This window comes from Flavobacterium sp. FlaQc-48, assembly GCF_044007335.1.
In the GTDB taxonomy this organism is placed as follows: Bacteria; Bacteroidota; Bacteroidia; order Flavobacteriales; family Flavobacteriaceae; genus Flavobacterium.
This window is the reverse complement of sequence record NZ_JBIPCR010000017.1, coordinates 1-11906: the sequence shown is the minus strand read 5'-3', so window position 1 is coordinate 11906 and position 11906 is coordinate 1. Positions and strand designations below refer to the sequence as shown.

12 protein-coding genes, 2 tRNA genes, 1 rRNA gene and 1 pseudogene are annotated in these 11906 nt (G+C 31.7%); 8 read left to right on the top strand and 8 right to left on the bottom strand.

Going from position 1 to position 11906, the window contains the following annotated elements; translation table 11 throughout:
* Positions 1-62: 62 nt before the first annotated feature.
* On the bottom strand, positions 63-1202 hold the full coding sequence (locus tag ACHRWY_RS21675; RefSeq protein WP_395357479.1) for a FecR family protein: 1140 nt from the start codon (positions 1200-1202) through the stop codon (positions 63-65).
* Positions 1203-1412: 210 nt separating this feature from the next.
* The gene (locus ACHRWY_RS21670; protein ID WP_395357478.1) at positions 1413-2009 is read right to left on the bottom strand and encodes an RNA polymerase sigma-70 factor; all 597 of its coding nucleotides are present in this window, start codon (positions 2007-2009) and stop codon (positions 1413-1415) included.
* A gap of 499 nt (positions 2010-2508) precedes the next feature.
* Between ACHRWY_RS21670 and ACHRWY_RS21665 the strand changes: the two genes are divergently transcribed.
* Genes ACHRWY_RS21665 through ACHRWY_RS21650 form a run of 4 tightly spaced genes read left to right on the top strand, consistent with a single transcriptional unit; the run spans position 2509 to position 4465 of the window.
* The gene (locus tag ACHRWY_RS21665) at positions 2509-3027 is read left to right on the top strand and encodes a hypothetical protein (protein ID WP_395357477.1); all 519 of its coding nucleotides are present in this window, start codon (positions 2509-2511) and stop codon (positions 3025-3027) included.
* A gap of 16 nt (positions 3028-3043) precedes the next feature.
* Complete coding sequence (locus ACHRWY_RS21660; RefSeq protein ID WP_395357476.1) at positions 3044-3502, top strand: hypothetical protein; 459 nt, start codon at positions 3044-3046, stop codon at positions 3500-3502.
* Between the two features lie 35 nt (positions 3503-3537).
* Positions 3538-3819: a hypothetical protein gene (locus tag ACHRWY_RS21655; protein ID WP_395357474.1), complete on the top strand. Its 282-nt coding sequence runs from the start codon at positions 3538-3540 to the stop codon at positions 3817-3819.
* Between the two features lie 49 nt (positions 3820-3868).
* Positions 3869-4465 carry a hypothetical protein gene (locus ACHRWY_RS21650; RefSeq protein WP_395357473.1) on the top strand — a complete coding sequence of 199 codons (597 nt, stop codon included), beginning with the start codon at positions 3869-3871 and terminating at the stop codon, positions 4463-4465.
* Positions 4466-4577: 112 nt separating this feature from the next.
* On the opposite strand, the gene ACHRWY_RS21645 is transcribed toward ACHRWY_RS21650, so the two are convergent.
* Both ACHRWY_RS21645 and ACHRWY_RS21640 read right to left on the bottom strand, forming a co-directional pair.
* The gene (locus ACHRWY_RS21645) at positions 4578-4829 is read right to left on the bottom strand and encodes a hypothetical protein (protein WP_395357471.1); all 252 of its coding nucleotides are present in this window, start codon (positions 4827-4829) and stop codon (positions 4578-4580) included.
* A 150-nt stretch (positions 4830-4979) separates the two neighbouring features.
* Positions 4980-5414, bottom strand: a complete 435-nt coding sequence (locus ACHRWY_RS21640) for a PepSY-like domain-containing protein (RefSeq protein WP_395357469.1) — start codon at positions 5412-5414, stop codon at positions 4980-4982.
* A gap of 139 nt (positions 5415-5553) precedes the next feature.
* Here ACHRWY_RS21640 and ACHRWY_RS21635 point away from each other — a divergent pair, with 139 nt between their 5' ends.
* From ACHRWY_RS21635 to ACHRWY_RS21620, 4 genes are all read left to right on the top strand, one after another.
* Positions 5554-6060 (top strand): GNAT family N-acetyltransferase, encoded by a 507-nt coding sequence (locus ACHRWY_RS21635; protein WP_395357467.1) that lies wholly within the window; start codon positions 5554-5556, stop codon positions 6058-6060.
* Between the two features lie 208 nt (positions 6061-6268).
* On the top strand, positions 6269-8434 hold the full coding sequence (locus ACHRWY_RS21630; RefSeq protein WP_395357466.1) for a tetratricopeptide repeat protein: 2166 nt from the start codon (positions 6269-6271) through the stop codon (positions 8432-8434).
* A gap of 35 nt (positions 8435-8469) precedes the next feature.
* A complete protein-coding gene (locus tag ACHRWY_RS21625; protein WP_395357465.1) occupies positions 8470-9111 on the top strand; it encodes a response regulator in 642 nt (213 codons plus the stop codon).
* Positions 9112-9633: 522 nt separating this feature from the next.
* Positions 9634-10653 carry a proline-specific peptidase family protein gene (locus ACHRWY_RS21620; protein WP_395357463.1) on the top strand — a complete coding sequence of 340 codons (1020 nt, stop codon included), beginning with the start codon at positions 9634-9636 and terminating at the stop codon, positions 10651-10653.
* Positions 10654-10907: 254 nt separating this feature from the next.
* Here the strand turns inward: ACHRWY_RS21620 and ACHRWY_RS21615 are convergent.
* The 4 genes and pseudogenes from ACHRWY_RS21615 to rrf all read right to left on the bottom strand — a co-directional run.
* Positions 10908-11314, bottom strand: a pseudogene (locus ACHRWY_RS21615) (XRE family transcriptional regulator).
* 262 nt (positions 11315-11576) lie between these two features.
* Positions 11577-11662: transfer RNA gene (locus ACHRWY_RS21610), tRNA-Leu, on the bottom strand.
* A 6-nt stretch (positions 11663-11668) separates the two neighbouring features.
* Positions 11669-11741 (bottom strand) — tRNA-Phe (locus tag ACHRWY_RS21605).
* Positions 11742-11815: 74 nt separating this feature from the next.
* Positions 11816-11906, bottom strand: a 5S ribosomal RNA gene (rrf, locus tag ACHRWY_RS21600); the annotation flags it as partial.

Sequence of the window (11906 nt, the reverse complement as noted above, 5' to 3'; positions counted from 1 at the left end):
ATACTCAAAAAAGGGATAAAGTGCAGTACCGTCGGAAGTCTAAGCTTTAATCCCTTTTCTTTTTATTTCAATATTACTTTATGGTCTTTTATCTCATAGGCATTAATAAAATTAATATTCTTGATGGTGGTTAATATGTCTTCCAGTTTTTGATTTTTATTTAAAACCCCATTGAATTTCACATTTCCTAAAGCCGGATCTGCAAACACAATATCAGCATCATACCAGCGCGACAATACTTTGGCAATTGCTGCAAGCGGCATTCCTTTGAATACAAAAAGTCCTTTTCGCCATGAAATTTCATTATAAACATCTACTTTCGATATGGAAATGGTATTGCTGTTGAAATTTATTTTCGACTGTTCGCTTGGTTCCAGGAACTCTTTTGCGGTTGCATTGCTAATCGCTACTTTACCTTTTACCAATGTGGTATAAATTGACGTTTCATCACGATAGGCTTTGATGTTAAACTCGGTTCCTATAACCTCCACATTTTGGGTCTGGGTTTTTACTTTAAATCTGGAACCTTTGTGTTTGGTACTTGGCGAAACTTCGAAATAGGCTTCTCCGTAAACCAATTCTATCTGGCGCGTGGTTCCGTCAGTAAAAGCGACAGGATATTTTAATTGCGATTCTGAGTTCAGCCACACTTTTGTACTATCTGCCAATTGTATAAAAAACTGTCCGCCTCGTGGTATGGTCAATACGTTATTTGCAATAGCAGTTGTTGCATTTTTTGGATTGTATACTAATTTTTCTCCATTACTGGAAACGTTTCCTGCTGTATAGGCTTTTCCTTTTTCCAGTGCAATTACAGATCCGTCTTCGAGCGTTAAAGTTGCTTTATCACTGCCAATCTCAATATTTTTATGGGCTACTGGAATATTTGTTTTGTTAGGGTTGGTAGTAAACAATACCGAAAGCGATACTAAAAGTACAACCGAAGCCGCCGCCGTAATCTTAAAGACTGGTCTTGCATAAAATGGCTTCATCGGGATTACTTGTACTTCTTCTGCTTTTATGGTTTGCTGAATGCGATGCAGCATTTTGTGTTCAAGTTCTTCTTTAGACCCTAAGGACGTATCCCAATCTGGAGCAGTTTGAAAACTTTCGTAATAATTCAGCATTTTTTTATTCTCCTCTAAATTGGTCTCACCAGAAAGATATCTGTTTAGTAACACCAAAAATTCTTCTTTTTTCATTTTTTTTTATATTAATACAGGAGTATAACCAGTAAGTACACAAAAGGATATGTATCCCCTAGTCGAAATGGGATTTTTTTTAATATTTGTTTGTTTTTTAAGGAAAACATCTAAAAAAATAAGAAATTTTTGATTTTCCCGTGATGAAATGACAGACTGTTTTTTGTAACGCTGCTTTTTTGATCGTTCATTATAAATCAAAAAAAGGTTTTATTTAAAGAGGTTTTTGGAAAGCCATAAAACCATGGTTACACTGGCCGAGCTTCCCATCGATAAACGAATGGTTTGAAGTGCTTTGGTAATATGGTTTTCTACTGTTTTCGTAGAAATATGTAAGCGTTCTGCTATTTCTTTATGGCTCAACTGTTCTTCGCGGCTTAGTTTATACACCAGTTGGCATTTTTCCGGAAGGGTTGCGATAATGAGATTAATTTGCTGCACCAATTCGTCGTGCATCATTTCAGTTTCGGGTGTTGTATGCTGAAAACGTTTCTCTAAATCATCAAAAAGTTCAATGTGAATTTTGTCTTTATTTTTCTTTAAATGATTAAAAACCTGATATCTGGCGCAGGCATACATATATCCTTTTAACGAAATATGAATCTCCAGTTTTTCGCGGTTGTGCCAGATATTCATGAAAATATCCTGAATAATATCTTCGCACAATTCCTTGTCTTTAATAACATTATAAGATGACATAAATAACAATTGCCAGAATTGGTTGTACAGCTCTGTTAATGCCGATTCATCACCGTTACGTAAACGATTTACCAGAATAGTATCGGAATTTAAATCAGGATTTGACAATTGTTTTTATTTTGAAGAATTATATTTTTGAGCAAACATAATAAAATAATTCAATAAATTTAATTTGGTCGCAGCCAAGAACTTCTGTTGGATTTCCATGCCCAGCATCAAAACTCTACCAAATTAGTAGAAATACAAACTTTCCTTAATTATACTGCTAAAAAAATTTATAATCGTTAATTCTTTCTCGTCATAAAAAAGGATTTATTAAAAACATTTCTTTCCATTAATTCCAGATAAAAAAATCTGTTTATTTTCAAAAAAAATGGGGATGTAGTCAATTTCCTTAAATTTAAAAAACGGGCTTTTTTTGATTGTAATAAAAGAAATATTAAAAAAGAAATATTGTTGTTTGCAAAATGATATTGCCGTTTGGGTTTTTAAATTAAATTTGTTTTGAAAGGGTAATACAATTCTAAAACATCAATATAAAAAATCATAGTAAGTTAAAATAAAAAAGACATTTTCATTATATAAATTTAAAACAAAATAGTTCTTTATGGAAGACTTTATTAATCAGATCCTTGGAGATGATACTGAAATAATCAGGACAGTGGATTTTAATGATCTTACATTTGTTTTTTTTCAGCCCAAAGGATATTCCAATCCATATAAAGATGAAAGGCTAAATTTAGTATCTAGCCAGGGACCTTTGAAAATTAACAAAAAAACAAACCAATATGAATTTACACATATAGTTGAGTTTTTCTTGGAATATGGAGATAACGAGGTGATTTTTCCCCGTCAGGAAGCTATTGTTCCCGACTGGAACGAAATAGTTTATAATATTAAAATGAGAAATAATTTTAATTGGGACGATTTCCAATTATTATTAGAACATCATAATTTACCGCTTGATTCTTTTGATATGTATAGTATCAATAGCCGAAATACGGTTGAAATTGAAATAAAAGGTGATGAAGCTATTGATTGTCTGGAACAATTCCTGAATGAACTTGAGGCTATTTATATCAAAAAAAGTCACAATCATTTTTTGATCAACTTATATCTTGATTGATTAAGAATATTTAATTATGGAAAATCACAACTCTTGTTTTAGATTATTTAAAAGTAGTTGGGGAATTCTAATCGAATTTACCGGAAAAATAAACGATGTTACAGAAGAGGATTTAGAGGCAGAAACTAATCTTACCCAGATTAATGATTCTTTATTTTTGAAATTAAATATTTCAAAGCAAAACAAATTTATTTATGCCAACAAGTTTTATTTAGAAAACGGTCTTTTGTGGGTATCTGATAGTATTCCGGATAAAAAGATTACAATCATCGAAATCGATAAAATTGAATTTGATTTTTTAAATTTTCAAATAGAAGGCTTGTTTTTAGGAATAGCCAGTTGGATCTGTAACTATTATCAAATACCAATGCCTGAGTATTCTTGTATATATGACAGGGATCACAAAAAGTATCTGTTTTATTTTAATGATATAAGGTCTAAAAAATTACTGTATCCTAATGTCCCTGAATTTTAATTGATTAATGGAATTACGACTTAAATTTTAGAATTATGCTGAACGAAAAAGGTGTACTGGTAACCAATATTTTTTTTCTTGCCAACAAAAATATTTTAGTCCTTAAGGGACTTGATCCCAAGTATATTCCGGATGGTTTAGAATATGCTCTGTTCTTAAATGATTCATTTATCACAAGCATATCACTTACACATGAGTCTTTTATAGAAAAAAAGAAGGCACATCAGGAGGAAAGGGCATTTGAGTGTAAACAGAATTTAGACCAATTAAAAGGGGTTGATTTAACCTTAAACGTTTTACGCATAAATATCAGGTAAATGGGAAGCTTGGATTTTTTCGCTTAACGCACAAAAAGAATTTGAAAAAATGAAGGAATTTGAAATATTATTAGAGGATTTTAAAATAGAATGTGATTCTTCCGTTTTTAAAAGATTAGTCATTGAAGAACCCTTCCTGTTTTTTGAAAAGATATTTGATCAGCTTGCTGCTAATTTTGAAGACTCAAATGATCATACATTAAGAGAAAATATATCTTTATTAGTTATCCTTTTTCAATTATATCCGGATTCGCATGAAGAACTTGAGAAATTTATAGCAAACAGGATTACCCAGATTTTTAAACGTTTTGTCCTTCTTTTTTTCCAAAATAAATATAAAGAGATTGATTCGGATAATTTTTTATGTTTTAAAAATATAGTACTGTTCGTGGACCTGTTTTTTCACAATCCTCATTTTACTGAAAATTTAAATGAATTTGGGAAGGAAGATTTTTTAAAAACTTTCATAAGAGTAACCGAAATAAATTATGTTCTTAATTCAGATACTGATATTCAACTTGCTATGGAGCATTCTGTTTCAGTTTTCTTTTATTTTCCAGAAAATTTGATTGAGAAATATAAAATACATTTTCAACACCATTTTGATAAAAGCGTTGTTGACGAATTTAATATTATGAACGAATAATAAGATTGGTGTTCTTAATTAATCTAAATCAATAAAAAAGCCATTGCTAATAGCGAATGGCTTTTGGATTTTATAGAGTTGTCCAATGTTTGGACTGTAATTTTCAATACCGCTAATCAAAGAAGATAAGAAAGGCTGTGTAACTGTTGGGATTAAAAACACCAATGGTTTTGGTTTTATTTCCTACGTAAACCCGCCGCCAGAGTATTAGAAACAAAGCCCATTTCTTTAGCTGTTTTTTTACTTTCTTTATTGTTTTATCACTAAAAGTATGATGACCCTTTAACGCTCTTGAGATAGTTGACGTAGCCCAATTAAGCCTTTCAGGAATATCGTAAATCGTTACATTTTTATTTTCTTCCATGAAATCAAGAATATGAGATGTAAATATATCTATTTTATGACAAGAGAATCTTTCAGGAAAAAACAGCTTTTAAATAATAAATGCCTCAATATTAATTCATCGTAAAAGACAAATAATAATGAGGCTTTTTAATTATACAAATAGTTCTTATTAGTCCTTTTTATCTTTTAAGATTTTCCCTTCTTTGGTAAATTCCAGATCGATATTGTTCGTTAAATCGACATCAAGATCTTTGTGACCGTAGTCAATGTGTGTTATCTTTTCGTTTGGATGATTTTTCGCTACATACGCTTTAACTGCTTCAGGAATAAATGCAGTTGGAATTGGCTTTTTACCTCCATCTACTTCACGATACGAACCGTCTTTCCAAAATTCTATTTCTGTTCCGTCCTTTAGTTTCACTTCGAATCCTTTTTCACCGTGTTCAGCATCTTTTTTAACAACATCTACAGGACTGTTGCTGAAGTGTTGTTTCAAAAAATCCTGTGCCGGTTTTGGCAGGTCAGTAACTTCAATTTTCTTCTGTGCGTTTGCCGTTATGGCAAAGCCAAACAATAATAAAGCAAGTGTGAGTATCTTTTTCATGATTTGAATATTTAAAATTAATACTATTCTTTCACTAATTTACAACAAGCAGAAATGCATTCAAATCAATTTAAGAAACCTTTATTATTTTTCAAAACAAAATTTTATTAACTTATAACTCATTATAAATAAAAACCTTATGACAGAATCTATTCTTATAAAGATTGCCGCTCTAAATGATTTAGATGGAATTATAAAGCTTCAGACAGCAAATCAAATTTCGCATGGCGGAACTTTATCCGGACAATTGACAGCTGATCAAATTCAGGAAATGATGACGGATATGCCTCAAATTATAGCAGTTGTAAATAATGAAATTGCCGGCTTTTTACTTACTACATCTCAGTCCGTTAATAATAAACGTAAAGTTCCTATTGTTGATGCCATGTCTGCATCATATTCCGGTTCTGAGGATTCATATATCTATGGACCAATTTGTGTCAGCCAAAATCAACGTGGAAAAGGCCTTGCGCAACTTATGTTTAAAGAGCTGCTACGTTTAGAACCCAATCGTGAAGGAATCTTATTTATCAAAAGTGATAACGAAGCATCTTTAAAAGCGCATGAAAAAATGGGTATGCATAAAGTGAGCAGCTTTCGTTTTAATGATGCCAACTTTGATATTTTTACTTATTTATTTCCCTAAATTTTAAACCGTAATTATCACAACTTACCGCAAAAAAATTATTTTTATCGATTACTTATTAATGCTTTTATAGTACTTTTAATCCCTAAAGCAAATTTGCTTAAATCTTATAAAACACAAATTTACAAGGCTTTAACTTTATTCATTTTGGCATTTGAGTACAAAACTACTATTTAGGATTATCTACTTGAAAAGACTTCATTGTTTGATGTCCTTATTTTTATCTTTTAGTTTGCAGGCGCAAATTGAAAATAAAAAGACGCTTGGTACTTCTAAAAACCACACTGAAGTTAAAGACGAAAAAAAGATTACTACACTTTTTGCCTTATACAACAAAGGCGACGAAAAAAAAGCGTATCAGCAGGCCCATTCCCTATTAAAATCTTCAAAAAACAATCGTTCTGTTGCTTGTGCCAATTTGTTACTGGCGTATTATTTTAATAAAAGAGCAGTGATTGATTCTTCTATTTACTATACTAATAAGGCTTTAAAATTTAATACCGCCGTTAATGATTCTTTAAAAAACCGATTGTATTCGTTGGGATATAATATTTTGGCTATCAATTATAAAAAGAAAGGATTACTTAACGAAAGTAAAAAATGGCACATAAAAGGTATTGAAACTTCGCAAAAGTATAACGAGAAAAATCTTTTTTATACACACAAACATGGCCTGGCTCTTGTATACAGTGAATTAGGTGAATATGACAATGCGTTGAAATTGTTTAAAGAATGCCTTGAATATAAAGACGATCCCGAAATAATCCTGGGCAGTTATATTAACATTGGTGATATTTATTCGGAAATGAAAGAATATAACGATGCAGATTTTTATTATAAAAAAGGTGAAATGCTGTGTAAAAAAACAAATAATAATCAAGGCCGAACCGTTATTTTACTTGGTTTGGGCGCTAATTATCAGTTGCAGCACAAAACAGCCGAAGCCTTAAAAATGTATCAGCAAGCTTTGATCATTGCAGATAAAAATGAATTAAATCAATTAGAACTCATAGCGCGTGGCAATGTTGGTGATTTGTACATTGATGTAAAGAAGTATAATGAAGCTAAAATCATTTTTTCTGAAGGTTTACAAAAAGCAATCAGGTTTGGTTTTCTTAAAGATCAAATCTATTTTTATGAGGAGCTAAAAAAAGTGGCACTGGCTCAGGATGAATATAAAAATGCTTATTCCTATTTAGAAAAATCGAATCAGATTAAAGACTCTATTAATAAACTTCAGAAGACAAAAGAGATTAATGAACTGGAAATTAAATATAAAACAGCTCAAAAAGAAAAAGAAATTAAGGTATTGCAATTTGAAAATGCGACTAAAAAATTAACTGTAGCAAATCAAAATGAGGCAATAAAAAATATGCGCCTTCAGGAAGAAATTAGTGATCAGGAAAGCAAAAACAAGATTTTATTTTTTCAAAATTCTTCAGATAAAAAAAGAAATGAAATCTCGCTTCTTAAAAAAGACCAACAACTCAAAGCCCTCGAAATTAGCCAGGAAAAAAAGACCAAACTCTTCACCATTCTTGCCTTCTTATTTTTATTGCTTCCTATTACAGGTCTTTTATTTCAATATTATAAACGACTTAAAGCACAACGTCTAGTCAATATTAAACAAGCAGAAATAAGTTCCCAAAAAATTAATGGAATTCTGAAAGAACAGGAATTAAAATTAATTAAGGCATCTATTAGCGGTCAGGATAAAGAGCGTGAACGAATCGCACAGGAATTGCATGACAGTATTGGTGGAAATTTGGCTGCAATAAAGCTGCAATTGAACCACTTGAGTAATTCTAATTGGTCAAATATTACCAACATCAATCTTCAGTTGGATGAAACATATCAACAGGTTAGAAACTTGTCGCATACGTTGATTCCGAAGAAATTCAGTCAGAATAAATTTTGTGAAGTGCTGGAATCTTATCTAAGTAATATTAGTGCCGCGAGTAATTTAAAAATTTCCTTTTTAACCTATCCAAAAAAGGAAATTAATGAGATGAATGAAAATATTCAAATTGAAACCTTCAAAATTATCCAGGAGCTTTTAACCAATACGATCAAACACGCAAAAGCGAGTCAAATTGAAATTCAATTAAACCTGATATTGAATGATTTAAACCTTTTATTTGAAGATAATGGTATTGGTTTTAATGCTAGAAATTACAACAAAGGAATTGGTTTTATTAATTTAGAAACGCGGATTCAAAAATTAAATGGTACTTTTCTGATTGATTCGAAACCCAAAAGAGGTACAATTATAAATATTGAAATTCCAATTTCGGATGCAACAGTCCAACCAAAAAATAATCGAAAAGGAATCGATTTAAAAGATCAGCCGGATGAATTGAAAAGCAAATTTTAATTTTCCTCAAAGAAACAATACTATATTTTTACAAGATGAATAAAATAAACCTTCTTATTGCCGATGATCACACCATGTTTCTACAAGGAATTGCTTCTTTGTTGGAACAGGAACCCGAAATAAATATTGCAGGCAAAGCGTTTAATGGAATTGAGGCACTCGAAATCATAAAAAAAGAAAATATTGATCTGATTATTTTAGACATTAGTATGCCTGAAATGGATGGTATTGCGTTAAGCAAAATTTTAAAAAAGGATTTCCTGAATGTCAAAATACTGGTAGTGAGCACGCACAGCAATATTATGATTATTTCGAGATTGATCAGAATTGGTGTGAATGGTTATTTATCGAAGAATGCCGAAAAATCAGAATTGCTAAAAGCGATTCACACTATTGTAAACGGTGAAAATTATTTTTCTAAAGAAACAGCAGAAAAACACCTTTTAAACAGCTCAAAAATTGAAAAACAGGTTTCGAATTTAACGGAACTTAGTTCTCGTGAAAAAGAAATTTTAGTTTTAATAGCTTACGAATATAATACGGCTGAAATTGCTGAGAAAACATTCATAAGCCTGAATACAGTAAATACGCATCGCAAAAATTTACTCTCAAAACTGAATGCAAAAAATACAGCCGGATTAGTAAAATATGCTGTCGAAAATGGTTTGGTTGATTAATGAAATAGATATTAAATAATTTATCGTTAGCATTTAAGACAGTTCAGTTAAAAAAACAAAGGCGGCCCCCAAATCCGCCCCGTCATAATTATCGTCAGCTATAAGCCCGTATCTATATAATATTAGCCCAACAACATTTTCTTTACAGTACAATGAAAATATCCCCCATTTAATAATTTATCTTAGACAGAAAAAGAGTGATATTCCTGTACAAAATTATTTTGTCTATTAGAAGCTAGTATTCGTAAAAACAATAATGAACTAAAACATTAGTTTTATTACTTTCCAATCCATTGCTAAATCTTTTATCTTATTCTATTAGTTACAAAACTACAATCCAAACAAATTTTATACATCACTATAAATAGTGATTTTCGTTTTAAATCCTAAAAATAACGGACCAACTATAAGAATATAAAAATAGCGAAATACATTATACTCAAAACAAGATAATTAGATGAGTATAAATTTTAATTTGTATTTTTAATCCAACAGAAATCTATCACTACTAATTCTAAATCTATGCGTTATATCCTTGTTTTAGCTACCATTTTTCTTTTGACTTCTTGTAAAAATGATTACAAAAAAAACATTCTTACCGACTATTTTACATATAATCAAAAAAACAATGTCGAATCAGCAGGAGTAAAAATGATTCCAATAAAAACTCCTGTAGGAGACTTTAAAGTGTGGACCAAACGTTTCGGGACTAATCCTAAAATTAAGGTACTGTTATTACACGGAGGTCCGGCAATGACACATGAATATATGGAGTGTTTTGAAACTTTCTTTCAACGCGAAGGATTTGAATTTTATGAATACGATCAATTAGGATCTTATTACAGTGATCAGTCAAAAGACAGCAGTTTGTGGACCACAGAACGTTTTGTCGAAGAAGTTGAACAAGTACGTAAAGCCATTGGAGCAGATAAAAATAATTTTTATGTATTAGGAAACTCGTGGGGTGGAATACTCGCTATGGAATATGCCTTAAAATACCAACAAAACATGAAAGGCTTATTGGTAGCAAATATGATGGCTAGCGCCCCGGATTATGGAAAATATGCTGATGAAGTACTGGCCAAACAAATGAAACCGGAAGTGTTAGCTGAAATCAGAGCAATTGAAGCCAAAAAAGACTTTAATAATCCGCGTTACATGGAATTACTCATTCCAAATTATTACCAACAGCATTTATGTCGCTTAAAAGACTGGCCAGACGGACTAAATCGTGCCAGCAAACATATTAATAATGAAATTTACACCATAATGCAGGGACCAAGCGAATTTGGTATTAGTGGTCGTTTGGCAAAATGGGATATTAAAAATCGTTTACATGAAATTGCAATTCCAACCCTTATGATTGGTGCTAAATACGACACCATGGATCCAAAAGCAATGGAAGAACAAAGTAAATTAGTCCAAAAAGGACGCTATTTATACTGTCCAAACGGAAGTCATCTGGCCATGTGGGACGATCAAAAAATCTTTATGACTGGTGTCATTAAATTTATAAATGATGTTGATAAAGAAAATCCTTAAATTTCATATGAAACAATATAAAAAGATTCCACTGATAGAGTAATATGGGCGTTTCCCTCCGGGCCGGGCTGTCCGTTAAATCTTTTGCGGGAAGACCTATAGTGTATACAGAAAATCTACTGCCTCGCAAAAGGATATCACTCCCATCCCTAACGCAAGCAGAGCACAATAAATATTGTATTGATCCCGAAATAATGCTCCAAAAACAAAAAAAGAGACCCGAAAGTCTCTTTATAGAACTAATATCCCAATGATTATTTAGTGATTAATTTTTCAAGCCTTGCCATCATTTCATCTTTCTCTTTCAACATACGCTCGTATAAAGCTATTTTTTCATCATGAAGCCGAATCAATTTTTCTATTGGATTTACATTAAATGTTGCACTATGACCTGTGTTTAAGAAAGCTCCATTATCAAATGTATTTGAAATAATATTTACCGCTTGCTCCTCATTAAAGTTCTGAAAAGCTTCAACAGGAATTTTTAATGCACCCGAGATCTGATTAAGTATATCATCTTCAATTACATCTTTTGCTCTAACATAGAAAGTTTCTTTTGATTTCACTCCTTTCCAAGATCAAAAGCCAATGCCTCCTGTTTGATGCCAAGCATTTCTCTGAAGCGTTTTACATTTCTTCCCTGATGTATTTTTTGTTCCATAATGATTATCAATTCTTAAGGCTCAAAGATTAAGCCGTTTGGATTAAAAAGTCTGAGTTTCAAAGATAAAAAATATCCGGTAATATATCCGTTTTGTCAGATATTATATCTGCATTTCATATAGACAGTCTTTTTTAATTTTTATTATTCCAAATGTTTTTGTGCTGATCCCAACTTTTGAACCTGATCCCCTAATCTTAGCAATTTCCAATTTTTTTGAACAAAAAAAAACTTCAATTAGCATAGCCAATTGAAGTTTTAGTACTCAGAGCGGGACTTGAACCCGCACGAACATTGCTGTTCACTGGATTTTAAGTCCAGCGTGTCTACCAATTTCACCATCCGAGCATTATGTGGTACCTCCAGGGATCGAACCAGGGACACATGGATTTTCAGTCCATTGCTCTACCATCTGAGCTAAGGTACCTTATATTTACTTATAACTGAATAAGTAAAAAAAAGAATAAAAAACCCTGTTCCAGTGAAACAGGGTTTTTAAAAGAAAGGCGACGACATACTCTCCCACATAACTGCAGTACCATCTGCGCAGGCGGGCTTAACTACTCTGTTCGGGATGGGAAGAGGTGAGCCC